23 protein-coding genes are annotated in these 26650 nt (G+C 32.6%); 2 read left to right on the plus strand and 21 right to left on the minus strand.

Going from position 1 to position 26650, the window contains the following annotated elements:
- Positions 1 to 268: 268 nt before the first annotated feature.
- Positions 269 to 697: an Ohr family peroxiredoxin gene (locus J5E45_RS02650; protein ID WP_039066682.1), complete on the minus strand. Its 429-nt coding sequence runs from the start codon at positions 695 to 697 to the stop codon at positions 269 to 271.
- Between the two features lie 849 nt (positions 698 to 1546).
- Here J5E45_RS02650 and J5E45_RS02655 point away from each other — a divergent pair.
- Complete coding sequence (locus tag J5E45_RS02655; RefSeq protein WP_039066684.1) at positions 1547 to 1726, plus strand: hypothetical protein; 180 nt, start codon at positions 1547 to 1549, stop codon at positions 1724 to 1726.
- Positions 1727 to 2798: 1072 nt separating this feature from the next.
- Here the strand turns inward: J5E45_RS02655 and glnA are convergent.
- The 4 genes from glnA to hflX all read right to left on the minus strand — a co-directional run bounded on the left by glnA (position 2799) and on the right by hflX (position 7280).
- On the minus strand, positions 2799 to 4139 hold the full coding sequence (gene glnA, locus J5E45_RS02660) for a type I glutamate--ammonia ligase (RefSeq protein ID WP_069793441.1): 1341 nt from the start codon (positions 4137 to 4139) through the stop codon (positions 2799 to 2801).
- Positions 4140 to 4159: 20 nt separating this feature from the next.
- On the minus strand, positions 4160 to 4528 hold the full coding sequence (locus tag J5E45_RS02665; protein WP_069793440.1) for a MerR family transcriptional regulator: 369 nt from the start codon (positions 4526 to 4528) through the stop codon (positions 4160 to 4162).
- 261 nt (positions 4529 to 4789) lie between these two features.
- Positions 4790 to 6028, minus strand: a complete 1239-nt coding sequence (locus tag J5E45_RS02670; protein WP_208181550.1) for a methionine gamma-lyase family protein — start codon at positions 6026 to 6028, stop codon at positions 4790 to 4792.
- A gap of 16 nt (positions 6029 to 6044) precedes the next feature.
- Complete coding sequence (gene hflX, locus J5E45_RS02675; protein WP_208181551.1) at positions 6045 to 7280, minus strand: GTPase HflX; 1236 nt, start codon at positions 7278 to 7280, stop codon at positions 6045 to 6047.
- 104 nt (positions 7281 to 7384) lie between these two features.
- Between hflX and J5E45_RS02680 the strand changes: the two genes are divergently transcribed.
- Positions 7385 to 7858, plus strand: coding sequence for a glutathione peroxidase (locus tag J5E45_RS02680; RefSeq protein ID WP_039066688.1), 474 nt, complete (start codon positions 7385 to 7387; stop codon positions 7856 to 7858).
- Positions 7859 to 8327: 469 nt separating this feature from the next.
- Here the strand turns inward: J5E45_RS02680 and hfq are convergent, their stop codons facing one another.
- The 16 genes from hfq to J5E45_RS02760 form a co-directional block, all read right to left on the minus strand.
- Positions 8328 to 8552 (minus strand): RNA chaperone Hfq, encoded by a 225-nt coding sequence (gene hfq, locus J5E45_RS02685; RefSeq protein ID WP_039066690.1) that lies wholly within the window; start codon positions 8550 to 8552, stop codon positions 8328 to 8330.
- A 1-nt stretch (position 8553) separates the two neighbouring features.
- Positions 8554 to 9501, minus strand: a complete 948-nt coding sequence (gene miaA, locus J5E45_RS02690) for a tRNA (adenosine(37)-N6)-dimethylallyltransferase MiaA (protein ID WP_208181552.1) — start codon at positions 9499 to 9501, stop codon at positions 8554 to 8556.
- 19 nt (positions 9502 to 9520) lie between these two features.
- A complete protein-coding gene (locus J5E45_RS02695) occupies positions 9521 to 10447 on the minus strand; it encodes an alpha/beta hydrolase (protein WP_039066692.1) in 927 nt (308 codons plus the stop codon).
- A 194-nt stretch (positions 10448 to 10641) separates the two neighbouring features.
- The gene (locus J5E45_RS02700; protein WP_039066693.1) at positions 10642 to 12315 is read right to left on the minus strand and encodes a glycerol-3-phosphate dehydrogenase/oxidase; all 1674 of its coding nucleotides are present in this window, start codon (positions 12313 to 12315) and stop codon (positions 10642 to 10644) included.
- Between the two features lie 144 nt (positions 12316 to 12459).
- Complete coding sequence (gene glpK, locus J5E45_RS02705; RefSeq protein ID WP_039066695.1) at positions 12460 to 13962, minus strand: glycerol kinase GlpK; 1503 nt, start codon at positions 13960 to 13962, stop codon at positions 12460 to 12462.
- Between the two features lie 181 nt (positions 13963 to 14143).
- Positions 14144 to 14962 carry an MIP/aquaporin family protein gene (locus J5E45_RS02710; RefSeq protein WP_039066697.1) on the minus strand — a complete coding sequence of 273 codons (819 nt, stop codon included), beginning with the start codon at positions 14960 to 14962 and terminating at the stop codon, positions 14144 to 14146.
- Positions 14963 to 15133: 171 nt separating this feature from the next.
- Complete coding sequence (locus tag J5E45_RS02715) at positions 15134 to 16168, minus strand: S66 family peptidase (protein WP_069793436.1); 1035 nt, start codon at positions 16166 to 16168, stop codon at positions 15134 to 15136.
- A gap of 160 nt (positions 16169 to 16328) precedes the next feature.
- A complete protein-coding gene (locus J5E45_RS02720) occupies positions 16329 to 16862 on the minus strand; it encodes a glycerol-3-phosphate responsive antiterminator (protein WP_069793435.1) in 534 nt (177 codons plus the stop codon).
- A gap of 11 nt (positions 16863 to 16873) precedes the next feature.
- Complete coding sequence (mutL, locus tag J5E45_RS02725; protein WP_069793434.1) at positions 16874 to 18844, minus strand: DNA mismatch repair endonuclease MutL; 1971 nt, start codon at positions 18842 to 18844, stop codon at positions 16874 to 16876.
- Between the two features lie 12 nt (positions 18845 to 18856).
- Positions 18857 to 21496, minus strand: a complete 2640-nt coding sequence (mutS, locus tag J5E45_RS02730; RefSeq protein WP_202847826.1) for a DNA mismatch repair protein MutS — start codon at positions 21494 to 21496, stop codon at positions 18857 to 18859.
- A gap of 435 nt (positions 21497 to 21931) precedes the next feature.
- Positions 21932 to 22420, minus strand: coding sequence for an energy coupling factor transporter S component ThiW (thiW, locus tag J5E45_RS02735; RefSeq protein WP_039066704.1), 489 nt, complete (start codon positions 22418 to 22420; stop codon positions 21932 to 21934).
- Positions 22421 to 22461: 41 nt separating this feature from the next.
- The gene (locus J5E45_RS02740; protein ID WP_069793432.1) at positions 22462 to 22821 is read right to left on the minus strand and encodes a YlbF/YmcA family competence regulator; all 360 of its coding nucleotides are present in this window, start codon (positions 22819 to 22821) and stop codon (positions 22462 to 22464) included.
- Positions 22821 to 24362 (minus strand): tRNA (N6-isopentenyl adenosine(37)-C2)-methylthiotransferase MiaB, encoded by a 1542-nt coding sequence (gene miaB, locus J5E45_RS02745; protein WP_039066706.1) that lies wholly within the window; start codon positions 24360 to 24362, stop codon positions 22821 to 22823. The genes J5E45_RS02740 and miaB overlap by 1 nt, the downstream gene beginning before the upstream one ends.
- A gap of 475 nt (positions 24363 to 24837) precedes the next feature.
- Complete coding sequence (locus tag J5E45_RS02750) at positions 24838 to 25134, minus strand: thiamine-binding protein (RefSeq protein ID WP_039066708.1); 297 nt, start codon at positions 25132 to 25134, stop codon at positions 24838 to 24840.
- A 108-nt stretch (positions 25135 to 25242) separates the two neighbouring features.
- Complete coding sequence (locus J5E45_RS02755) at positions 25243 to 26139, minus strand: NAD(P)/FAD-dependent oxidoreductase (protein ID WP_069793431.1); 897 nt, start codon at positions 26137 to 26139, stop codon at positions 25243 to 25245.
- A gap of 65 nt (positions 26140 to 26204) precedes the next feature.
- A complete protein-coding gene (locus tag J5E45_RS02760; protein ID WP_039066711.1) occupies positions 26205 to 26594 on the minus strand; it encodes an RrF2 family transcriptional regulator in 390 nt (129 codons plus the stop codon).
- Between the last annotated feature and the right edge of the window lie 56 nt (positions 26595 to 26650).

The raw sequence follows: 26650 nt of genomic DNA on the forward strand, positions 1-26650 counted from the left end.
CTACTTTAATAAATATAAAACACTCCCTAAATATACAACTTTAATACGATTAAAGTGCTTATTATAAGGAGTGCCTAAGATTAAAATGGCTTTTGATAATCTATTTTCGAACTAGGGAGTTCTATATATAGTTTACCATTGTCATGTCAACTACATATATTAGGGAAACCCCTAAATAAAAAACCATCTCTTTTAATCTGACATACTAATTCTAAAACCATCGTACTAAACATATCACATATTTATAGATAGTTTATAACGTTGCTTTTTAATTAACACTTACATTAATTTCAATATCTATTGTTTCTTTCAATGCTTTTGAATACGGACAATAATTATGTGCTTTTTTAACATATAATTCTGCTTCTTCCTGGTTAAGATCTTTGACTGTTACATCTAATTCAGCAGCTAATTTAACGCCACCGTCTGTTTTGTCCGGTAATAAATACGCTGTTGCGCGTACTTCTGGTTCAATTGATCCTTTACCATCATTTTTTAAAATATGCATAAGTGCATTGTTGAAACATGAGCTATATCCAGCTGCAAACAGTTGCTCTGGATTTGATTCAGTAACTCCATTACCTCCCATTTCTTTCGGGACAGCTAAATCTTGATAAAACGTATTGTCTTCACTAAAAACTTTGCCATCTCTGCCGCCATTGCTAATTACAGTAACTTCATATAATGGTTTTACCATTCCAATCGCTCCTTTTAACTTAATAAATTATGCTTGTATTAATGAATTAATCTCAATTCATTAATAATATATCATTGATTTTAAAATATTAAAAATTAAAAAATTATCTAAATAAAGTTAAATCAAATAAACAACAATTTTATTCAAATAAACTTAGTGTTTGCGTGTGACCGTTTACTTGGTATATGTACCTCTCTTTAGTTTGTATTTATCAATCTATAAAAACAACGAAATTTAATTATAGAATCGTTATACATTTTAAATATTAACTCAACTTAAAACAGTCTCTTCATAATAAACGCCTCATTTTTTCACACACCAAAAACCCCTCTATCATTATTAAAAGTTTAGGGACTAACATAATAAATAGTATGTGGAGGTTTGAATGCATATATTTTTTGGAGTAGTGCCTTTAATATAACCTTTCAATTCTATTTCAAATCCATTAAAATAAATAAATTTTAAAATGTATATACATGGAAAAGCGACAATAGTACCGCAGATTATAACTGTATTTTAAAAATCTTATTATTACACTTTATATAACTAATCAAATAACTAATCAAGCCAATTATTAACCTATTAATTAGAAAAATGATAAGTTAAAATCCCCCTCTTATCATTAAAAATCGAATAACTAAAATAATAGAGAGGTCAAAAATGTAATTGAGCATAATATTTGAGCATAATATTCAAGCGTATATTTATAATCTTTTCATAAAATTTATATCATTATATTTATTGAATAAGCTAAAAAGCTTTCTACAGGGGAATCACTTTAATATCTTTATCTTTATATATGTAATATAATTGATTATTCTAGAAATTATATAATCAAGGAGGTTATATATGAACTATAAAAAAGAACTCGACAAAATAGGTTGGAATAAAAAAGAAGTAAAAAATAGGGTTGAGAGCTTGATAGAAGATGAAGTTATAAGCAAAAAAGAAGATGCTGCTAAAAATATAGAGGATATAGTTGAAAAGGAAAACAATAATTCCACACTTAATGAATTTTTAAATAAATAAAAAAACAGCCTATCTAAGCAGATAGGCTAATTTATTATAGTTTGTGAAGCGTTCTACGTCGCTTGATAGTTATATACCCTGATTCTTTTATTGGAAACTTATTATAAATAACAAACGCCCCACTACTTAGCGAAGCGTAATTTTCCCTACAAAACTTATCCCTATATCTTGCGGCATAGAGCCTATGGATATAAAGTTTATTTCATTAAATAAAATACTTTAGAATAAATCAAGTTGAATATACACATTTTATAATTATAAAAGTACTTACTATAAACGTTTTAAACTCATAGAATTTTACTGTAATTCATATTCTTGCACCCACTTCTGCACCAAACTCATTGTTTTGTTAAAGTGAGTGCAGAACAAGCAACCTACCTATTTACCTAGGTGGTTTATTTTATCTACACAATATTTTTCAAATTAACCTTACTTAAACAAGTTATTTCATATAAATGTAGTTTTTATTCACACACTAAAAACACCCCCTTATTATTAAAAGTTGAGGAGCCTAAAATAATAGTAGGAGGTGCAAAGGTTTGAATGAGAATAAGATTCGGGAGTGCATTTATAATATAGCCCTTCAAATTCTTTTTAAACATTATACTTATATTATTTTTATAAAAAATCGTTCCTAGTATTTGTTTTTTCCTTTAGTAACTTGGGATTTTTTCGGCCATTTATAATTAATAAAATCTTTGGCATGCCTTTTTGGATGAACACACCAATATTTTTAGTGAATTCAATAATAAATATCGCATATTGTGCGCCTTATGGTTAGCCATCAGGAAATCTATTACCAATATACTTAACTCCCCAATTTACACCGTCTATTACTTAATTTATATATACTCCTCATTTTATATTAAAGTCTTTTAATATTTTTTCTTGATTTTTAGCTTTCTTGGTTACAACAAACGTATTAAGGAAATGTTTTAAAAACCTCTGCACCCAATCTGCACCCAAAACGCTCAACAAGATAAAAATAGGTGCAAAAAAACAACCCGAAATCATCCTATTAGAATGACACGAGTTGTTTATATACCTAGTGTTTAACCCCTTTGTTTAGCACCTAGTATTGTTTCATATATTGTTCTCTTTCCCATTCAGAAACTTGAGTTCTGTAGTAATCCCATTCAATTGATTTAGAATTTATGAATTGATTATAAATATGATTACCAAGCGCTTCTTTGATTGGTTCGTTGTTCTTCATAGCTTTAATTGCTGTATATAAAGTTGAAGGTAAATCTTCAATGCCAACTGCTTCACGTTCTTCACGGTTCATTTCATAAATATTTTGGTTAACTGGTTCTGGTACTTCTAATTTGTTTTTAATACCATCTAAACCAGCTTGTAAGATTGCTGCTAATGCTAAGTATGGATTTGCTGCTGGGTCGACTGAGCGCACTTCTACACGTGTGGATAATCCACGAGATGATGGTACACGGATTAATGGAGAACGGTTTTTACCACTCCATGCAATATAACAAGGTGCTTCATAACCTGGAACTAATCGTTTATAAGAGTTTACTAGCGGGTTACATACGCCTGTAAATCCACGTGCATTTTTCAAGATACCTGCAACAAAGTGGAATGCATCTTTAGTCATTTGCATATCACCATCTGGATCATAGAACGCGTTCTCTTTTCCTTTAAACAATGACATGTTAAAGTGCATTCCGCTACCATTCACACCAAATAATGGTTTTGGCATAAACGTTGCATGTAGGTTATGCTGACGTGCAATTGTTTTTACAACAAGTTTAAATGTTTGGATATTATCACATGCTGTAATTGCATCTGCATATTTGAAGTCAATTTCATGTTGCCCTGGTGCAACTTCATGGTGGCTCGCTTCAATATCAAAGCCCATGTCTTCTAATTCTAATACGATGTCACGACGACAATTCTCACCTAAATCTGTTGGCGCTAAGTCAAAATATCCACCATCATCATTTAATTCTAATGTTGGTTCACCTTTTTCATCTAATTTAAATAAGAAAAATTCAGGTTCAGGCCCTAAGTTTAATTCTGAGAACCCTAAATCTTTCATTTCATTTAATACACGCTTTAAGTTCGCACGAGGATCACCTTCAAACGGTGTACCATCTGTTTTATACACGTCACAAATTAAACGAGCAACTTTACCTTGTCCAGCAGTCCATGGGAAAATAACCCATGTATCTAAATCTGGGTATAAATACATATCAGATTCTTCGATACGTACAAATCCTTCAATTGAAGAACCATCAAACATCATTTCGTTATCTAAAACTTTTTCTAATTGGCTAACTGGTACTTCAACGTTTTTAATAACACCTAAAATATCAGTAAATTGTAATCTTAGGTATCTTACATTTTCTTCTTTAGCAAACTTATAAATATCTTCTTTGGTAAATGAACGTTTTGGCATTGTAAATGTCCCCCATTATTTTATTTGATAAAACGTGATAAATCTCCACGGTTTATCGGAATTGCTTCTCGCTGTGGTTTCTGAGTGGCTTCAACTATCATTTGTTTTCTTGTTTCTTGTTCATCATCAGTAAGGTGATCTTGATCATTTTTTATAATTTGTTTTATTCCTTTTATATTAAAACCTTTTTCAATCAAGTTTTTAATTTCTAAAAGTCGTTCCAAATCATTTAATGAAAAAAGTCTTTTGTTCCCCTCTGACCTATGTGGTTTAAGCAGTTCATGTGTTTCATAGTAACGAATTTGCCTTGCAGTCAATTCGCTTAATTTTGTTACAACACTCATAGGGAAAACCGGCATACTTCGTCTTAATGTATCATTTGACTTCAATCCGATCACCTCTATTTTTGAACTTGTAATAAATTTAGCATAATATCTAAATTAATTCAAAGATATGTAAGGTTTTCTAACATATACTCCAATCCGTTGATATAACTACTCTCAACACTATCACTATCCATTACTCAAATAAATTTTTAGAAAATTCCTTAAATTTTTTCAAAAAAACACCATATATTTTATCTATGATTACTAAAATTAACACTCAATTTCAGTTCATCGCAAAATAAAATATATGGTTAAAGTTATTATTTATACAAGTTGTTGCGTTCTTAATTTTTGTGCCGCTCTTGATACAGCTAATTTAACATGTTCATATGTTAAACCACCTTGCACATAAACTTCGTATGGTGGTCTTATCGGACCATCTGCTGATAATTCTATAGAAGATCCTTGTACAAAGGTGCCTGCTGCCATAATTACATCATCTTCATAGCCTGGCATGTATGCAGGCTCTGGACTGAAATGTGCATTTATTGGAGAAGCTTGTTGAATACTTTGACAAAATAGAATCATTTGCTCTTTTGTATCAAATGACACAGTTTGTATTAAGTCAGTTCTAGTAATATCATAACGTGGTGTCGTACGCATATCCATTTTTTCTAATAATAAACTGGTAAACAATGCGCCCTTTAAACTTTGACTCACTACGTGAGGCGCAAGAAAGAATCCTTGATACATTTCTTGAAGTGAATTTAAGGAAGCACCTGCTTCTTTACCTATTCCTGGCGCAGTTAATCGATAACCACATCTTTCGACTAACGTTTTTTTACCTGCGATATAGCCGCCTATTTTGGCTAACCCGCCTCCTGGATTTTTAATCAACGATCCTGCTATTAAGTCTGCACCACATTCAATAGGTTCACGTTTCTCAACAAATTCTCCATAACAATTATCAACAAAGACAATCACTTCCGGATATTTCGCTTTGATTTGATTAATAGCTCTTTCAATTTTTGCTAAATCAATAGATGGTCGTTGATCATAACCTTTAGAACGTTGAATCGCAATGACTTTAGTTTGAGGTTTAATATTATTTAAAACAGCGTCAATATCAATGTCATCTTGTTTTAAATCCACTTTACTGTATGCAACACCGTGTTCTTTTAAACTTTCTATCCCATTACCATTAATACCAATTACTTCTAACAATGTATCATATGGGTCGCCTGTAATATATAAAAGTTCATCTCCATATTTCAAAACACTCTGTAAGGCAATTGTAATCGCGTGCGTACCAGAAATAATTTGAGGTCTTACAATGGCATCTTCCGCTTTAAAAGTGTGTGCATAAATTGCTTCAAGGTGGTCTCGACCTATGTCATCATAACCATAACCTGTCGTACCTTGTAAGTCGTTTTCTGTTGCTTTGACTGCATGAAAAGCATTTAAAACCTTTTCTTGATTCTCATAGGCAACATCTTCAATGTTTTTAAAATAAGGTATTAATGTTTCTTCAGTTTCTGCAATCAGTTGTTTCATCTCTTCCATTAATCATTACTTCCTTCTACTCTTTTTTATAGCCTTTCACTTCATAAGTCGCAGTTGCGTCATTAAAATTCAATTCAGATACCAATGTGTGTTGTTTTAAGAAATATAAATGATCGGCATCTGAACTAGGCACATGCTCTTCATAATAAGTTAATACTTTTTTCACTTCATTATATAAAAGTTCTTTAACCTTTTCTACATCTTCTTGTTCTTTACTTGAAACGAACACATGTGGTTTATTTGTTGCTGGCAATGTCCCTTCGTGTAAATCTTTTTTATTAAAAATAATTGCTTGAGGGATTTGCCCCATTTCTAAATCACCAATAATTTGGTTCACCGTATCATATTGGCCTCTGTATTCTGGATGACTACTATCTACTACATGTAATAGTAAGTCTGCATTTTTGGCTTCTTCCAAAGTAGATTTAAAAGCAGCAATGAGCGTTGTTGGTAATTTTTGTATAAAACCAACCGTATCAGAAATAATGAGATTAAAGCCATCGTTAATTTGAATTTGTCTCGTTTTAGGATCAAGCGTTGCAAACAATAAGTTCTTTTCGTATGTTGTTTCTTTAGCTAACGCGTTAAACCATGATGATTTACCAGCATTTGTATAACCAACAAGCGCAACTTGAAAAACGTGATTTTGTTCACGTTTATTACGATAACGTTCACGATGTTCTACTACGGTTTCTAACTGATGCTTGATTTCATTCATTCTTGTCCTTATGTGTCGACGATCCATTTCAAGCTTTGTTTCACCAGGACCTCTTGTACCGATACCGCCACCTAAACGTGACAAACTACGCCCATGTCCTTGTAATCTAGGCATTAAATAATCTAATTGAGCTAGTTCTACTTGTAATTTTCCTTCTTTACTACGCGCTCTTAAAGCAAATATTTCTAATATAAGCTGTGTTCTATCAATAATTTTCACGTTTAAATTACCATTAAGTGTCTTAGATTGCGCAGTGGTCAATTCATCATTTGCCACGATAACATCAATATCGTGAAATTCAACGTATGCTTTTATCTCATCTAATTTACCCTTACCAACGTAGTACTTATTATCAAAATTTGTTCTATTTTGAGTAAATTGCTCTTGAACATCCAACCGACATGTTCTAGATAGAGATGCCAACTCTTCCATCGTAGATTCAAAATTATAATTATTGTCTGTTTGAGCATGAACTCCAATCAATATTGCTGTTTCTAATTTTTGTTTAGTTGTATGCGTTTGATATTGGGTCATAACATGCACCTCTTTTCCAAGTTTTCTTAGCCATTCTATCATAGTGCCAATATAAAGACTATAAACTCAAATTGTGTTAAATTAATAAGAAGAGGTGAATTAAAATGACTATATATGATATAGAAGTTAAAAAACCAAATGGAACATCGTATCAATTAGATGCTTATAAAGATAAAGTTATGCTGATTGTGAATACTGCTAGTGAATGTGGTTTCACACCTCAGTTTGAAGGTTTACAAGAATTATACGAGAAATATAAAGAACAAGATTTTATCGTTTTAGGGTTCCCTTGCAACCAATTCGGCGGGCAAGAACCTGGTAGCGGAGAAGAAGCAACACAAAACTGTAAAATTAACTATGGCGTTTCTTTTCCAATGCATGAAAAAATAGATGTTAAAGGAGATAACCAACATCCACTTTTCAAATTTTTAACAGAAGCGCAAAATGGGTTGTTCAACGAAAAAATAAAATGGAATTTCACAAAATTTTTAGTTGATAAAAAAGGAAATGTTGTTAACCGCTTCTCTCCACAGAAAAAACCAAACCAAATTGAATCTGATATTGAAGCTCTACTTTAATTCAATACAAAATATCTAGAATTAAACGATTAAACTAATATTTTAATAATTATAATTACATGATGTCACATTTTAATCATGCGGGTTTATAAATTAAACTTTAAAGTAATTATTAATGTAGACTTAATAATTAATGCTTATGATATAACACTAGAGACAGGGGTATGAATAATACCTCTCCTTAAAATAAGAGAGTTAATCCTTAACGGCTTAACTCTCTTATTATTTATAAGTTCATAATTTTAACCGCGCATGCCTTTAGTTTATAATTTGCCCCGTGCACTTTCACTCATAAATTTTCTCCGATGGTCAAAACGTTATAAAGTTTCATAAAAACAAATAAACGCCAATTTCTATTATATTTTTATAGAAACAGACGTTTATTCTTTAGACAGAGATATTTACACCCCTGTCCTTCTACTTATACATAAAGTATCATATTAAATTTTGCTTTTTTAATACGTAGTGTTTATGCTTCTTCGTTAGTGTTTGAATCGTCAATTGTAAACGTACTTATAGCATGTTTGTAAATTAAATGCTGTTTACCTTGAGATAATAAGCACACTAAATAGTTGTCATAATCTTCGATAATACCTTTCATTTGAAAACCGTTCACTAAAAAAACAACTACCTTTGTCTGATCAGCCTTAAATTGCCCAAGGAATTTATCTTGGATGTTCTCTGTTGTATTCATATTATGTTCTCCTTTTCTGTATTTGGACTGAAACCTCTTCTAACATCAATGATAGTGACATTTTCTCTCTATCTAACCACAACACGTCAAGCTTGTTTTTAAACCAGGTCATTTGTCGCTTAGCGTAATTTCTAGAATGCTGTTTTAATTTTTCAGTTGCCTCATCCAAACTCAATTCTTGTTTGATGACCGGTACAATTTCTTTATATCCTATCGCTTGCATACTTTGACTAGTTTCATATCCATTGTCAACGAGTTGTTGCACTTCACTAACTAATCCACGTTCCAACATTATATCTACGCGTTTATTAATTCTTTGATATAATATGCCACGCGACATTTCTATCCCTAATAATAATGTATCATAATTTTCAGTAAATTGTTGCACTTTCTTGCGAGAACTTAAAAGTTTTTTTGTTTTTAAATAATACTGTATTGCTCTTCTAACTCTTTTACGATTATTTGGGTGTATGTCCTGCGCTGACGCCTCATCAAATGATGCCAAGTACTGATGTAGTTCCTCATTTGAAAGTTGATCAAGCTCAGATAATTTCGCTTCAATTTCCAAGCTTTTCTGCTCAGAGATAGTTTCATCTTCAAAATCATAATTATAGATAAGAGATTGAATATACAGTCCTGTCCCCCCTGCAATGATAGGCACATGCCCTCTGGCTGTAATTTCTTTTATTAATCGTTGCGCTCTATTTTTAAATTCATAGGCAGAAAAGTTTTCATCCGGTTCTAAAATATCAATCATATGATGCGGGATACCTGACATTTCGTCTTGTGTGATTTTAGCAGTTCCAATATCCATTTGTTTATAAACTTGCATTGAATCACCACTAATAATCTCACCATTCACTTTTTTTGCTAATTCAATACTAAATTCTGTTTTACCTACAGCTGTTGGCCCTACTAATACGATTAAAAATGGTTTGTCGTTTTGCACGTGTATCAACTCTCTTTATCTATTTGTACTTTTTTAAAATTTGTCTCTCTATCCACTCATACATATGTTGCCATGTTTCTGTATAATCTTGCTCAAATAGTATTTCATGTCTTTTATTTTTATACAGGTGTACTGTAATATGCTTAACTCCTGCTTTTTTATATAAATTGCCTAGTTTTCTAATTCCTTTGCCATATTCACTCAACGGGTCATCTTTACCAGATATTAATAAAATTGGGAGGTCTGGATTAACCTTCTTCATATTTTTGCCACTACTTGTCAGTAACATATGTTTCATTGTTTCGTAGATTAATTGGTTAGATACCAAGAAACCTGTATAAGGATCTTTGATAAATTGTTCCACTTCTTCAGGATTACTAGATAACCAATCACTTGTTGTTTGCTGATTAACTATATCTTTGTTAAATGTTCTATACATAATACGATTTAGCCAATTTAAACGACGTCTTTTTCCTGAAAGCAATGTAATTAATTTCAAAATCATTCTTAGTAATGCAGCTTTAAATTTAGGGTATTGCGTAGTTCCTGATAAAATTAATCCTTGTGCTGCATCGGGATATTTTTGAACAAAAATGCGAGCAATAATTGAACCCATAGAGTGACCGATTACAATGTAAGGAATATTATAATAATGCGCGCACATTGTTTGTGCTATTTCATATGTATCATCTGCTACTTGAGACATATTATCAATATGTCCTCTATCACTCTCTTCAAGCTCTTTACCATGACCTCTATGGTTATGACGTAATACATCGTAACCTTGCTGATTTAACGATTCAACAAGAGGATCGTATCTATCCATATGCTCAGCCATACCATGTAGTAAATGTACGATACCAATCGTTTCATTTTTAGCTTTATCCAATTTAACTTCTAGCATTGTCCCGTCTGAAACCGTTATTTTAAATTCGTTTTTACTCATGTCGTTAGCCCCCCATACCATACGATTAATATTCATTATATTATACAATATACCCTCAAAATATTATGTTATCAAATACTAAGCTATGCGTTAAGGCGTTAGTTACAATGACTATTGCATAAAAAACAGCTACCAACTCATCAGAGTCGGTAGCTGCTTTCTTCTCACACTTTGTAGCACAAGATAATTGATAATTATTCTTTTACAGCCGGTTGTTGGTTACCAGTTTGTGCTTCATCAATAGCAATTTGCAATTCTTTTGTATAAGCTTCTTTTTGAATATTAGTATATCCTAATAAGTCACTCATAACTTCTATAACTTGCTCTTTATAATTTAATACGTCATCAATTTTGAAATAAAGTTTACCTGTACGACGAATAAAGAAGTCTGTTGGACGATATACCATTTCATTTTGTATTGAATAAATTAATTCAGTATAAATGTCTAATGGCAATCCCGTATCTTGATGTTGAGCTGTTTGTGCTATTTTGAATAATTCTTCGACGTTAGAACCATATTTAGAAGCAAAGTGACGTGCTGTTGCTTCATCTATTTGGTATGACTTAGCTTCTTTAACTTTTTGGTCAATGAATTGTTCAAAGTTTTTACTGCCACCAACATCACCACCAGAAATTGGTAAATGTTTTGTAGCACATTTAGCAAATTTAAGACCATATTGCTCTTTCAAGCGTTTTGATAATAAGTCTACAATTTCTAATGCCATGTGACGGTAACCAGTTAATTTACCACCAGCGATTGTTAAAAGACCAGATTTCCCTTCCCAAACTTCATCCTTACGTGAAATTTCAGATGGGTCTTTACCTTCTTCTAGAATTAATGGTCTAATTCCAGCCCATGATGATTCAATATCTTCATCTTTAACATCTACATCTGGGAACATGTAATTAATTGCACCAATTAGGTAGTCTCTGTCTTCTTGAGTAGCAAGTGGCGAAGCTTTATCGTTGTTGTAGAATGTATCTGTAGTACCTACATAAGCTTTACCTTCACGCGGTATAGCAAAAATCATACGACCATCTTTTTCGGTATCAAAATAAACGGCTTGACCTAATGGGAATTTAGATTGATCGATTACAATGTGAACACCTTTAGTTAAACGTAACTGTTTATTATTTCTAGCATAGTCACCACTACGTACTTCGTCTACCCATGGTCCACTCGCATTGATAACTTTTTTAGCTTTAACAGGGTAAGTTTCATTGTTAATTTGGTCTTCTACTTGAATACCATTAACTTGTTCGTTGGAATCATATGTGAAATGTATTGATTTTGTATGGTTAATAATTGTTGCGCCTTTTTCTTCTGCGCGTTTCATAACTTCAATTGTTAAACGTGCATCATCAGTACGGTACTCAACATAAGAGCCCCCACCTTTAAGGCCAGATTTTTTAACAAGTGGTTCTTTTTCTAAAGTTTCTTTAGCGTTTAGCATTGTTTTACGTTCTGCTTTTTTAACACCAGCTAATCTATCGTACATAGTTAAACCGATAGCAGTAGTAAATTTACCCATTGAGCCACCTTTATGCATTGGTAAAAGCATACGCTCAGGTGTTGTCACGTGTGGGCCATTTTCATATACAATTGCACGTTCGCGACCAGTTTCTGCTACAACGCCAACTTGGAGTTGTTTCAAGTAACGTAAGCCACCATGTACTAATTTAGTAGAACGTGAACTTGTACCTTGTGCAAAATCTTGCATTTCTACTAAAGCAACTTTCATACCTCTTTGACTAGCATCTAAAGCAATACCTGCTCCAGTAATACCGCCACCAATAATTACAACGTCAAAATCTTTATTTTTCAAATCTTTCTTGATCTGTTCTCTTTTTAATGTTGATAAACTCATAAAAACTAGGCCTCCTAAAATAATAAAAAAAGAGAGACTCATCCCATACATATATAATTGTACGAACTGAATCTCTCATTTCTCATCTCTGTATTATTAACTTACCCTTATTGTAGCATACATAACAACTTTTAGTCTATTTTTTTATTCATCTTCTAATTTAAAGACTTGCGTTGCTTCTACAGCTTTTTTCCAGCCTTTATATAATTTTTCTCTTTCTTTTTCTTCCATATTAGGAGTAAAGTCTTTTTCAAGCTTCCAACGGTTAGCAATTTCGTCCTTACTATCCCAGAATCCTACCGCAAGTCCTGCTAAGTAAGCTGCACCTAAAGCTGTAGTTTCATTAATTTCTGGACGTTCTACGCCAACATTTAATAAGTCAGCTTGGAATTGCATAATGAAATTATTTTTTACAGCGCCACCATCGACACGTAGATTATTCACTGTAATGGCAGAATCTTTTTCCATTGCTTCTAACACATCGCGTGTTTGATAACATAATGATTCTAATGTTGCACGGATAAAGTGTTCTTTTTCTGTACCACGTGTTAAGCCGAAGATTGCACCTCGTGCTTCCGCATCCCAATAAGGTGTGCCTAAACCAACAAATGCTGGTACGACGTATACACCTTCTGAAGATTCAACACGTTCTGCGTAATTTTCTGATTGAGGCGCAGAATTAATCATTCTAAGACCATCACGTAACCATTGGATTGCAGAACCAGATACGAAAATAGAACCTTCAAGTGCATAATTTACTTTACCATCTATTCCATATGCAATAGTTGTTAACAAACCACTCTTAGATGTAACAGCTTCTTCGCCAGTATTCATTAACATGAAGCCGCCTGTACCGTAAGTGTTTTTTACGTCACCACGGTTAAAACAAGCCTGTCCGAATAAAGCAGCTTGTTGGTCACCAGCAATACCAGAAATCGGTACTTCTTTACCAAAGAAATGGTAATCAATAGTATTTGCATAGACTTCACTTGATGCTTTTACTTCAGGAAGCATGGAATTTGGAATTTCTAAGATATCAAGTAACTCTTGGTCCCATTCTAAGTCATGAATGTTATAAATTAATGTACGACTTGCATTTGTGTAATCTGTAATATGTGCTTTACCGCCAGATAATTTCCAAACTAACCATGAATCGATTGTTCCAAATAATAGTTCATCATTATCAGCTTTTTCTCTTGCGCCTTCAACATTATCTAAAATCCATTTTACTTTTGTACCTGCAAAGTAAGGATCTAATAATAAACCAGTTTTTTCTCGGAATTTGTCTTCTAGACCTTGTTCTTTTAAATCTTGGCAAATACCTTGAGTTTGACGAGACTGCCATACAATTGCATGATAGATAGGACGTGATGTTTCTTTATCCCATACTACTGTTGTTTCACGTTGGTTAGTAATACCGATACTAGCGATTTGGTCTGCCCCGACGTTTTCTTCATTTAAAACTTCCGCGATAACCGCTAAAACAGATGTCCAAATTTCATTTGCATCATGTTCTACCCAACCTGATTTAGGGAAGAATTGTTTAAATTCGCGTTGTGCTACACCTTTGATTTTACCATCTTGGTCAAAAAGAATTGCTCTTGAACTCGTAGTTCCTTGGTCAATTGATAAGATATATTTTTCCATAATTATAATCTCCCTTTTATCATGTTCGCTTTTCACATAGTATATGTAAATTTTGACGTTGACATATCTATTTTACACATTGCCAAATATCATTCTCAACAAACATGCTTTTATTACTTAATATTGTATATTATAAAGCCTGTTTATATTTTAACTTATAAACAGGACTGTTGAAACTTAATTAATAAACCGATTCGATACCTTTTGCACTTTTAGATTTATTTAACACAACCCCAAGTGCGATTGTAACTATTAATAAGACTATTGCTACAACTGACATCATATCAAATGCACCTTTATAAACTAGTCTATAGATTACTGCACCAATCATACCACCCGTAACTGGGCCTAAAACAGGTACAATTGCATAACCCCAATTTGAATTACCTTTACCAGCGATTGGTAATATTGCGTGTGCAATACGAGGACCTAAGTCACGTGCTGGGTTAATTGCATAACCTGTTGGCCCGCCTAAACTTAAACCGATTGCAATAATCAAACTACCAACGATTAATGGATTCAATCCATCAGCTATTTTATTCATACCAATAAACATTAATCCTAATGTTAGAGCAGCAGTACCAATAATTTCACTCAAGAAGTTTGCAAAATAGTTTTTAATTGCAGGCGCAGTTGAGAATACTCCTAATTTTGCGCCTTGATCTTCTGTTTGTTTCCAATGTGCTAAATACATTAACCAAACAACGATACCACCAACGATACCACCTAGAATTTGGCAAACAATATATCCCGGAACCATACTCCAACTTAAAGCACCGTCCATAGCGAATGCAAGTGTTACTGCGGGGTTAAGGTGTGCGCCTGATATATTACCAACAGCGTAGACACCCATTGTAACTGCAAGTCCCCAGCCTAATGCAATAACAATCCAATCCGCACCGTTACCAGCACTTTTTTTCAAATTGACGTTGGCACAAACGCCACCCCCAAATAATACCAATATTGCTGTTCCCAAGAATTCAGCAAAATATACACTCATAGAGACTCCTCCTAAAAATAGATAGAGAGACCCCTACAATTATAGCCAGTTGCGAACCACCGGTTTAATTACTGTAGAAATCTCCCATCTCTGTTCTAATTATTAACTTGAATTCATCTTACAACGTTTTTGTAAGCGTTGTCAAACTTTTTGTTAAAATTTCGTCACAAATTAATCATCAGTAACAGCATTTTCAGTAATAAAAAATTGTTTCGTTTCACAGTTAATTTCTGCTTGAACGCCATAAGGTAACATATGTTTTGGTTCGTTATGACCAAATGACAAATTATATAATATAGGCAGTTGCTTAAACGGGTCTATATTGAAAAAAGTCAATATTACGTCTTTATATTGTTCATAATAGGTATTGTTAAACGGTTTACCGAATATTATACCGTTAATTCTATGAAACACACCTTTTTCAAATAATTGAAACAACATCTCTCTAAATTCAGTAGGCAAGGGCATATCTTCCGAAGTTTCTAAAAATAAAATAGCCTGTTCAAAATCATTTAATTTTGGAAATAATTCCGTTTCTTTAATGTCTACGAGCGTTTCTAAATTCCCGCCAATTAAATGTCCTTTGATTTTATCTTGTCCTTGAAGCAATTCATAGCCATGTTGTTGAACAGTTGATCTCGCAATTGTTTTATTTTCAATGTTCCAACTTAATCCATAGGGTCTAATGTATTTCGCTGGTACCACTTCACCAATTGGCTCGGTGTTAAACCAATTCTTTTCTATATCCTTTATCGTATAACAATCCATACTCATATTCTCTGCAAAATCCGTTAATAAGGCTGGACCATAAAAACTAATCACTCCCATTTTATAAAACATCATATGTATGGTTGTTGAGTCTGAATACCCCGTGAAAATTTTCGGATAGTATTGGATTTCTTCACAATCTACATAGGGCCATATTCTAATCGCATCGTCTCCGCCAATACAACTTATAATTGCTTTAACTTCTTCATCTTTTATTGCCTCATTTAAATCTGCGGCACGCAGTTCAGGATGCTGTCGTATATACGCATTACCTTTTAACGCATGTGGCATTATTTTCACTTTCAAATCGAAAACTTCTTGTAATCTTTGGATTCCTTGATACGTTCGCCATAGAATCACATCATCACCTGCGATACCTGACGACAGAGATACAATAGCAACCGTATCACCACGTTTTAACTTTTGCGGTTTTATCATAATCTATTCCCCTTTTAATAAATCTATAAAAAGCTAGCTCATTTAATACAGCAGTGAGGTTATCTTATGCTTAAATGGCTAGCTTTTAAATTTAATCTATTAATTTTTGAAAATATGATTCACAATTGTTTTAACTTAAATTAATTAAAACAATATCACCTTACCATAAATGTCTATCACTTGTAGTAATGTACTTAGCACCGTTTTCGACCGCGACTTCAACTTCATCTAATTTATTAATCAATCCTCCAGCTATTACAGAAGTATTAGTTTCTTCATTAATAATTTGAATTGCTTTAGTGGCTATTCCAGGTAAAACTTCGACATAATCAGGTTCTACGCGTTTAATTAGCTCAATACTTCGAGATAAAGCGTGACTATCTAATATAAACACTCGAAAAACAGTTGTTGTATTTAATGATTTCGCTTTATTGATTACTTTTGTTTTTGTAGAAACAATACCTTTAGGATGATAATTTTGTATGATATATTCGCATGCAAACTCATCATGGCTCATACCTTTAATTAAATCGATATGCATATACGTCTCAATTTTATTCTTCTTAAGTAATTCCATGATGCTTTTAACATGTCCAATATGTGTATCTAGTAACACGCATTCTTTATAATCTGTTTGCATCATTTTCTCCAAGTCTTTCATTGATCGAATAGCTGGTAAAATATGTGGCTTCATCCACTAACCTCCTAGATAATTCGTTTGAACAGTCGCTCTAATTCATAGTTTGAAAAGTTTATAATAATCGGCCTACCGTGTGGACAAGTAAAGGGATCTTCAGTTTCTCTTAATTGGTTAACTAAATCAGCCATTTCATTATTTTTCAAATAATGATTGGCTTTAATGGATTGCTTACAACTCATCATGATTGCAGCTTCTTCACGTATTTTTTTAACGTTAACTTTTTTATGTTCCAATACATATTCAATCATATCTTTTATAATTTCTTCCGCTTCAGACGCTGGGAACCAAACTGGATAGCTATCTACTATATAATCATTACCACCAAATGGTTCCAAATGCACGCCAACTTTATCTAATTCTTCTTTATGTTGGTTGATAATCATCAGTTCGTCTTTAGAAAAGTGGAACGTTAAAGGAATTAATAAATTTTGAATTTCATTTGATACTTCGCCAATTTTATCTCTGAAATACTCATATTTAATTCGTTCTTGAGCAGCATGTTGATCTATCATATACATACCTTGTTCATTTTGGGCAATTATATATGTGCCATGTACTTGGCCAACAACTTCCATATAAGGGACACGTCTTGAGGCATCTTTACTAACACTACCTTTAATATCTTGGTTTGCGATACCTTGATCAAAAGTGTCAGCTTGGTCGTTATGAGGGAGCGTTGATTGTTGTTCAAAAGTTTCCATTTCATTTAATAACGCTCTTTGCGATTTTACATAATCATCATTATTAAAATCCGTTTCTTGTATGGTTGATTGAACCTCATCATTTTGTGTGTGATTGGTATTGTATCTTGTTTGCATTTCAGATTGTGGTTCACTAATTTCATCACCTTGTATCTCATCATAGCGAGATTGTTGCTGCAATTCATGCTGATGTTGTTTACGCTTTTCAAAGTCCATTTTTTGTTGTTCAAACTTATCTAACACTTTATTTTTCTTAGTGATTTTATCCATATCATTTTGCGGAATCAAAATACGATCTTGAAACGCCTCACGTATTTTTTCAACTATTAACTCAAAGAGTTGGTCTTCTTTAGAAAGTCTTACTTCTAATTTAGTCGGATGTACATTGACATCTACTAATATAGGGTCCATTTCTATATTAATGTAACAAATAGGGAATCGACCAATCATCAATAGCGTATGATAACCTTCCTGAATTGCCTTATTAAGTAAAAAGTTTTTAATATATCTACCATTTATAAAAATAGAAATATAATGTTTATTACTTCTAGAGTGTTCAGGTTTTGCGACATAACCTTCTAAATGGTAATCACTCGTATCTCCAGTAATATGAACTAAATCTTTAGCTACTTTCATACCATATATTTCAGCCATAACTTCATTTGTACGGCCAGAGCCATTTGTTTTAATGATAGTTTTACCATCAGAAATCAATGAAATACGTATATCAGGATGACTCATTGCCATACGATTCACAATATCCGTTATTTTACCTAATTCAGTATATAAACTTTTAATATATTTGAGACGTGCAGGTGTATTATAAAATAGTGATTCAACTAAAATATCTGTACCACGTTTAGCTTTTGCTGGTTTTTGATTAAGGATTTCACCATTTTCAACATAAATTTCTTGCCCTTCTTCATTATCTGTACAAGTCTTCAGTGTCACTTTCGACACTGAAGATATACTTGCTAAGGCTTCTCCTCGGAAACCTAACGTACGTATATGGAACAAATCATCATCTTGATCTAATTTACTCGTAGCATGGCGATGAAATACGAGACCTAAATCCTCAATCGCAATTCCTGTACCATTATCCACTACACGTATAGACTCAACACCAGACTGCACTACTTCTATATTGATTTCGGTCGCTTGGGCATCAATGGCATTCTCTAATAATTCTTTAACTACTGATCCTGGACGTTCAACAACTTCTCCAGCAGCAATTTTATTTGCTAATGATGTCTGTAACTCTTTAATTTTACCCATTTGACTTCACCTCTATTTCAATTGTCTTTGTAATTCACTTAGTTTCACAAGTGCTTCTATAGGCGTCATATTAGATAAGTTCAATGTCTTAATTTCATTTTCAACTTCACTTTGTTTTGCAGATGTATCGAATAAATCAAATGCCGCCTGTTCAAATTGACTTTGCTCTTCATTAGTAGATGATTTAACTTTTGGTGTTTGCTCTTCATATGTTGCTTGAGATTCACTTACTGAATGCTTAAATGACTCGTCGCTACTATTTTCTAATTCTACTGTAGTATCTTGTTTATTACTTTGTTCAAAAGCATCTAATATCACTTGAGCTCTATCAATTACTGCATCTGGTAAGTTTGCTAATTTAGCTACTTGTATACCGTAACTATCATCAACTGCACCATCTTTCACCTTATGAAGGAATATCAATTCACCATTATATTCATTTGCTGCAACGTGTACATTTTTCAGACATGACAACGACTGATCTAGTGTAGTCAATTCATGGTAATGTGTTGAAAATAACGTCTTAGCATTTGAAGTATGTGCAACATATTCAATCATGGCTTGAGCTAATGCCAAACCATCATAAGTAGATGTCCCACGCCCTATTTCATCAAAAATAATCAGGCTATCTGCAGTAGCATGAGCAAGTGCTTTTTGTGCTTCTAGCATTTCAACCATAAAAGTACTTTTACCTGAAACTAGGTCATCTGCCGCTCCAATTCTAGTGAAAATCTGATCAAAAACAGGTAACGTTGCCGATTCGCAAGGCACATAAGCACCCATCTGAGCCATGATACTAATAATAGCCACTTGTCTCATATATGTTGATTTACCCGACATGTTTGGACCAGTAATCAAATATATAAATGCATCCTGATTTAGCGTACAATCATTTGGCACGTAGTCATTATGATCCATCACGCGCTCTACTACTGGATGTCTTGAATTAATAAGCTCTAACGTTTTATCTTCACTAAAAGTAGGTCGTGCGTAATTGTATTTCTGAGCTATTTCTGCAAAACTTTGTAAACAATCAAGTTCAGATATAACCTTTGCTTGTTTTTGTAATCGTTCTGTATATGATTTAATTTGTTCCCTAAGCTGTACAAATAGTTGATATTCTAATTCAATTGCTTTGTCTTCAGCGCCTAAGATAATATCCTCTTTTTCTTTCAATTCATCTGTAATAAAACGTTCGGCATTAGAAAGTGTTTGCTTTCTGTGATAGCCATAAGCAGCCGGGTCAAAACCTTGTAAGTTAGCTCTTGTGATTTCAATAAAGTAGCCAAATACTTTATTGAAACTAATTTTCAGTGACTTAATGCCTGTTCTTTCGCGTTCTTTAGCTTGTAATTCTGCTAACCATGTTTTTCCATTTTTTGAAGCTTCTAAATAACCATCTAATTCATTGTTAAAGCCAACTTTAAACAAGCCGCCTTCTTTAACTGAAATCGGTGGTTCTTCTTTTAAACTTTCTTCTAATAATCTTAGTAAATCATCTAAAGGTTCTAATGCTTTAAACTGTTCAGTCATTTGTTCGTCGAAATCTTCTAATAAATGTTTAATATTTGGGATTTCTGAAATTGAGTGCTTCAGCTGAATTAAATCACGTGCATTGACGTTGCCATAGCTAACACGTCCCACTAATCTCTCAATATCATATACTTGATTTAAATGACTGCGTAAAGTGTCTCTTTCAATAAAATGATTTATAAATTGACCAACTGTGTCTAAACGGGACTCAATTTGTGATTTCTGAATAAGCGGACGATCGATCCATTGCTTTAAGCGTCTAGCACCCATAGGTGTTTTAGTTTCATCCATCAACCATAATAAAGTACCTTTTTTAGTTTTTAACCGTATGCTTTCGGTCAATTCTAAATTACGTTTTGCGTAGAAATCCATTTTCATAAAGTCAATAGCTTCATATTTAATTACCGTTTCAATATGTGATAAATCTCTTTTTTGCGTATGGTGGATATAATCTAATAGTAGTTGTGTTGCATTAAACAAGTGTGTTTCAGTCATATTATTAACTTCATAAGATGCATTAGAAATATCTGATAACACGGTAATTGTCTCAGTGGTTAAACTAATTTGACGTTTTAAAGTTTCACCAATTTCTTCATCAACAACGATTTCATTAGGGTTAATTGTTGTAATTTCATTAATTAATGTTGCTTCATCTTCAAAATGAGTAGCCTTCAATTCACCCGTAGATACATCACAATAACTTAACGCATATGATGATGCACCTTGAATAAAACTTAATATATAGTTGTTTTGCTTTTCATCGACGCCACCTTGATCCATCACTGTACCTGGTGTAACTATACGCACTACTTCACGACGGACCATGCCTTTTGTCTGTCTAGGGTCTTCCATTTGTTCACAAATAGCTACCTTATATCCATTACTAATCAAAGTTTCAATATAACCATCCGCAGAATGATAAGGCACACCACACATTGGTATTGGGTCTTCCTTTTTAGCGTCACGTTTTGTTAATGTTATTTCTAATACTCTAGATGCCACTTTAGCATCTTCGAAAAACATTTCGTAAAAATCTCCTAATCTAAAAAATAAGAGACAATCTTGATATTGCGATTTTATTTTTAAATATTGTTGCATCATTGGCGTTTGATTTGTCATATTAATATGTCACAGTCCTTTTTTTAATTCTTATGTATTTGTGTTTACTTAAATTATGTTGGTTTATAAATTAAAATAATGATTAATTTTCATCAATAGTCAGGCACATTTAATTAGCTAATATACATGTGATATCGTGCATTTTGAAATACTTTTCATTGATTTTTTTAATCATACCCGCTCATTTTCTTTAACTAATTTAGTTAATTTAACTCTTAAATTTTAACATATGTTTTCGATTTTCGCCTATTTATTAAATTAATAGATAGATTCCAACTGATTAACTAAATCTTTCTGTGCTTTAAAACTTATGAGCACAAAAAAATTAAGACAACTTTGTAAATGATTGATTTAGTAGATCTACTTAAGCAGCAAATCTATCAATTCAAAATCATATTAGTAACAAAGTGCCTTAACTTTATCTATTAAGATTGATTATAAATATTTTTTTAATATACCTTTTCTTTTCAATATCATTAAAATGATATAGCTGATGATGGCACCTATGACACTCGATACAATAAAGGCTGTCATTAAAGGTTTAACAGCAAAGTTTGAAAAGCCTAAAATCCATGCTAATGGTATGCACATTATACTACCAATAATGCCTGTACCTATTACTTCTCCCACTGCCGCCATAAAGATATGTTTACGATAAAAATAGAAACCACTAGCAAGCAACACACCTACCATACTTCCTGGAAAGGCAAAGAAACTTCCTGTACCAAAAATCATACGTATGATAGATGAAATAAAAGCTTGCGCAAGACCAAACCATGGCCCTACAAGTACAGCACACAAAACATTAACTAAATGCTGAATTGGCGCTGCTTTAACTGGCCCTAATGGAATTACAATAATACTACTTAACACAACATTTATCGCAATAAAAATTGCAGTTAGCGTTAACTTTCTCGTCTTCATATGGCTCATTTCCTTTCCAACAAGTCCCACCACGATCTCTGTTAATCTTTATCTTCTAGTTGTTGATTTAAACGATCTGACATGGTACTAATCATCATTTGTAATAAATCATTAGCTTCGGTCTGTGATTCTCTAAACTCTTCTACAATAGGCAAAATATTAATATCTTCTTCAATATGCTGAATTTTATCCTCAGAAGCTTTTAATGCTTGTGTCTTACCGTAGTTTTGTAAATTAACCGATTGCTTTTGGTTTTTCTTTAATTCTTTCATTCGCTGTTCTATATTTTTGTTTTGATGTATTTGCGATTCAACGTTATGATATTCTTTAACTGTATCTAAAGCTTTAATGCGTTCACTAATACGATCCGCTTCAGCTAATATTTCTTCTTTTTCATACATTATGGTGTCACCATCGCTTGTTTACTTACATTTAAAAATGTACCATTAAGAGAAAATTGTTTCGCTTCATCTACTTGTACATCTACAATTTGGCCAATCATAGATTTAGGCGCTTTGAAGTTGACTAATTTGTTTTTTGAAGTGTAACCAGCTAAAACTGTATCATCTTTTTTACTTGAGCCTTCACATAAAACTTGTACAACTTGGCCTTCATATTGTTGCATAGCACGTTCAGAATAGTATGCAACCTTTTTATTTAATTGTTGTAATCTATCTTTCTTCACGTCTAAAGGTACATTATCTTTCATTTTAGCTGCCGGCGTACCATCTCTTTGAGAATAAATATACGTATATGCATGTTCAAATTCAACTTCATCGTAAAGCGTTAATGTTTCTTCGAATTGTTCATCTGTTTCATTTGGATAACCAACGATGATATCGGTAGTTAAAGCAACATTAGGGATTCTTGACTTGATACGATTAACTAAGTCTAAGTAACTTTCGCGTGTATATTTACGCCCCATAATTTTAAGAACAGCATTGTTACCCGATTGAACCGGAAGATGAACATGAGGAACGATATTTCCACCGTTAGCAATAACCTCAATCATTCTATCTGTAAAGTCCCAAGGGTGACTCGTTGTAAATCTGACTCTTGGAATATCAATTTTAGAGATATCCTCTAACAAATCACCTAATCCATATGCCAAACCATCTATATCTTTACCATAGGCATTCACGTTTTGGCCTAATAATGTAATTTCTTGGTACCCTTGACGTGCTAAATCTCTTACTTCCTCAATAATATCTTCTGGTCGTCTACTACGTTCCTTACCTCTTGTGAATGGAACGATACAGTATGTACAAAATTTATCACAACCATACATAATATTTACCCATGCTTTGATATTGCCTTCTCTTACTTTTGGAAGGTTTTCAATAACATCGCCTTCTTTTGACCAAACTTCTACTACCATCGCTTTTGATAAATAAGCTTCTTCGAGTATTTCTGGTAAACGATGAATATTATGCGTTCCAAAAATCATATCTACATTTTGATAGGATTTTAAGATTTTATTTACGACAGATTCTTCTTGAGACATACATCCACATACACCAATAACTGTTTCTGGTTTCTCTTTTTTTAAATGTTTTAAGTTACCGATTTCACTAAATACTTTATTTTCTGCATTTTCACGAATTGCACATGTATTAATTAAAATTACGTCTGCCTGATTAATATCTTCTGTTGGTGTATAGCCTAATGCACCTAAGATACCAGCCATTACCTCTGTATCATGAGCATTCATCTGACAGCCATACGTTTTAATTAAAAATGTTTTTCCTTGCCCCATATTTCTATATTTCTCATCTATTTGAAAATCACGGTTATAATTAATTTCTTCTTTTCCACGTTTACGCGCTTCTTTTAAACTTGGCGGTTGATAAACGTGTTCAAAATACTTGCTATAGTCTTTTTCCTTTTTATCTCGTTCCGCTAAAATATCTATAGAAGTACTTTTTCTTTGTTCTTCATTCACTCTACAAAATCCTTTCTATATCATAAAAACTAAGAACAAGTATTTTAAAATATCCCTCAAGATATTGTTTTTCAACCTTGACGTTCAAAGTTCTATAAATTAATCCATAGTCATTATTACATTATATTAAATTTGACTCAAAAGTGCAAAAAGACTAACAAATAATCACACTTTTGCACAATATTTTCAATAATAAAATCATCAAATTAAAATTAAACGCTATAAAATACAAATAAAGGAGTGGGAAAGAACTCCTGACAGAAATCATATGTTTCTTAAATGATTATGTCTGGGCTCCGCTTCCTACTCCCTTAAATATAATTAAGTTCTAATTCACTTGTCACATGCATTCTATTTATAAATCAGAGCATTAATGTAATTCTAATTAATTTTCATCAGCTAAATATAACTACACATTATAAACAAATACCGTATTTGCAGTTGATCTTTTAGTGTAATCTCCGAGTATTAAATATTAGACTTCGTCGTATTTTCCAGTAAGTGTCTCAATAGTAATTCCTTCTGGCACATGATAAAACTTAATTTGGCTTATTGTACTTGGTATCTCTAATTCAACCATACGCTCGTTTAATTTTTGAATTAAAATTAAGCACTCATTCATTTCACCTTGAACAGTGGTTTCTAAAGGCCCCACTCTATACGTTAAGCCTGAATCGTCAATGACTTTAATTGCTTCATCTACATATGGAATAACATCTTCTCCATTGGCGGTTTTAGGAATAATCTGAACACTCATTAAAGTATCATTCATGTTATTACAACCCCTTAATCATTTAATTTATTGTCAGTTTATCAAATTATAAGTTTAAGGCATAGTTATAAGTGATTAAACATATTAAAACATTATAGTGCTAGTTTATCAAAAATCTTCTTCTATCTGTTGCATCATCATCATTTTTGCCACCATACCGCCATTAGCAGCTGAATCTAATAATTGACCAGCAAAATTATCTTTAGTTTCGCCAGCTACATATAAACCTTCAACAGATGTTTTACCGAACATATCCGTTTCAAATTTACCATCTTCGTCTCGGATGACATTTAATCGATCTAGGAAATCAAATTGTGTATCCCAATACATTCTAGCAAATGCACCTTCTACCGAAATAATTTGCTCATCGTTTAACTCAATGCCCTTTAACTGTCCATCGTTTCCTACCAGTCTTACAATTGGTTCTGTATAGATATTAATCCCTTTTTTATCTAACAATACTTTGTCTTCTTGAAGGATATCTTTTTCTCCATTTGTAAACACGACTAGGTCTTGTGAAAAGTTACTTAACAGTTTGACCATATGAACCATCATTTCACCTGAATAAATAACAGCAAGTTTTTTATTACGCATTTCGTAACCATCACACCAAGGGCAATAAAATACTGTTTGACCATAAAAATCATTAAAATTAGCGATATCTGGACTTTGTTCTCTTAAACCTGTTGCTACTAATACTTGTCTTGCATTAAATGTTTGAAATTGTGTTTTAACTTCAAATCCTTTATCTATTTTCTCTACTTTTTCTACACGCTCTTCCAAGTAAGTAACATCTTTATATTTAGTTACATCTGCTTTAGCTTTTCTTTTGAATTCGGTTGGCTTAACACCATCTTGCGTTAAATAACTATGAGACTCATTAGTAACTCTATTTCTTGGATTATTTGCATCTATAACTAGCGTTTGCTTCATACCTCTACCAAAATTTAGTGCAGCATTCAATCCTGCTGGTCCTCCGCCAATAATAATTACATCATAATACATTTGACTCACTCCTTTACAACTTTTACAGACTTTTAATATCTATAATTAAGTTAAAATGTAAGAACTTAGCTATTAGCCAAGTCCTTTAATGTTTTATCTTCTAAATTGGTAATTAAACTATGCTCTGCCTCGTCCATAATTTGTTTAATTGGACATTCTTTAGCATGATTAAAACTATCTTCCAATAAGCTTTGCTTGCCGTCAATAGTAATAATCACATCATAAATCGAAACGTGTTCCCAACCATTCTTTAATTGATAACCACCTTTTGCACCACTACTAGCTGATATGATGCCAACTTTTACAAGGCGTGTCAAAATTTTAGATAAATATGTGGTTGAGACTTTGAGTACTGTTGCTAAATCTTGCACTGGAATCCTTCTTGATTCACCGTCGCTTTTAATCATATATAGTAGCGCATGTAATGCATAGTCTGTCGCTTTAGAACATTTCATATTTTATCAACTTCCTAATTGTAGATATTCTAAATCTACAATAACTTAATTAACGA

Origin of the sequence: Staphylococcus shinii (assembly GCF_017583065.1) — a bacterium.
Taxonomy (GTDB): Bacteria; Bacillota; Bacilli; order Staphylococcales; family Staphylococcaceae; genus Staphylococcus; species Staphylococcus shinii.

Excerpts from the sequence above, each read along its gene's own strand:
- J5E45_RS02680 (WP_039066688.1), top strand. The coding sequence starts at position 7,385 with ATGACTATATATGATATAGAAGTTAAAAAACCAAATGGAACATCGTAT.
- hfq (WP_039066690.1), bottom strand. The coding sequence starts at position 8,552 with ATGAATACAACAGAGAACATCCAAGATAAATTCCTTGGGCAATTTAAG.
- hflX (WP_208181551.1), bottom strand. The coding sequence starts at position 7,280 with ATGACCCAATATCAAACGCATACAACTAAACAAAAATTAGAAACAGCA.
- mutL (WP_069793434.1), bottom strand. The coding sequence starts at position 18,844 with ATGGGTAAAATTAAAGAGTTACAGACATCATTAGCAAATAAAATTGCT.
- J5E45_RS02655 (WP_039066684.1), top strand. The coding sequence starts at position 1,547 with ATGAACTATAAAAAAGAACTCGACAAAATAGGTTGGAATAAAAAAGAA.
- glpK (WP_039066695.1), bottom strand. The coding sequence starts at position 13,962 with ATGGAAAAATATATCTTATCAATTGACCAAGGAACTACGAGTTCAAGA.
- J5E45_RS02740 (WP_069793432.1), bottom strand. The coding sequence starts at position 22,821 with ATGTATGAAAAAGAAGAAATATTAGCTGAAGCGGATCGTATTAGTGAA.
- thiW (WP_039066704.1), bottom strand. The coding sequence starts at position 22,420 with ATGAAGACGAGAAAGTTAACGCTAACTGCAATTTTTATTGCGATAAAT.
- glnA (WP_069793441.1), bottom strand. The coding sequence starts at position 4,139 with ATGCCAAAACGTTCATTTACCAAAGAAGATATTTATAAGTTTGCTAAA.
- J5E45_RS02710 (WP_039066697.1), bottom strand. The coding sequence starts at position 14,962 with ATGAGTGTATATTTTGCTGAATTCTTGGGAACAGCAATATTGGTATTA.
- J5E45_RS02700 (WP_039066693.1), bottom strand. The coding sequence starts at position 12,315 with ATGAGTTTATCAACATTAAAAAGAGAACAGATCAAGAAAGATTTGAAA.
- mutS (WP_202847826.1), bottom strand. The coding sequence starts at position 21,496 with ATGACAAATCAAACGCCAATGATGCAACAATATTTAAAAATAAAATCG.
- J5E45_RS02720 (WP_069793435.1), bottom strand. The coding sequence starts at position 16,862 with ATGAAGCCACATATTTTACCAGCTATTCGATCAATGAAAGACTTGGAG.
- J5E45_RS02750 (WP_039066708.1), bottom strand. The coding sequence starts at position 25,134 with ATGAATGATACTTTAATGAGTGTTCAGATTATTCCTAAAACCGCCAAT.
- J5E45_RS02670 (WP_208181550.1), bottom strand. The coding sequence starts at position 6,028 with ATGGAAGAGATGAAACAACTGATTGCAGAAACTGAAGAAACATTAATA.
- J5E45_RS02695 (WP_039066692.1), bottom strand. The coding sequence starts at position 10,447 with ATGAGTAAAAACGAATTTAAAATAACGGTTTCAGACGGGACAATGCTA.
- J5E45_RS02755 (WP_069793431.1), bottom strand. The coding sequence starts at position 26,139 with ATGTATTATGATGTAATTATTATTGGCGGAGGACCAGCAGGATTGAAT.
- J5E45_RS02715 (WP_069793436.1), bottom strand. The coding sequence starts at position 16,168 with ATGATAAAACCGCAAAAGTTAAAACGTGGTGATACGGTTGCTATTGTA.
- J5E45_RS02650 (WP_039066682.1), bottom strand. The coding sequence starts at position 697 with ATGGTAAAACCATTATATGAAGTTACTGTAATTAGCAATGGCGGCAGA.
- J5E45_RS02760 (WP_039066711.1), bottom strand. The coding sequence starts at position 26,594 with ATGAAATGTTCTAAAGCGACAGACTATGCATTACATGCGCTACTATAT.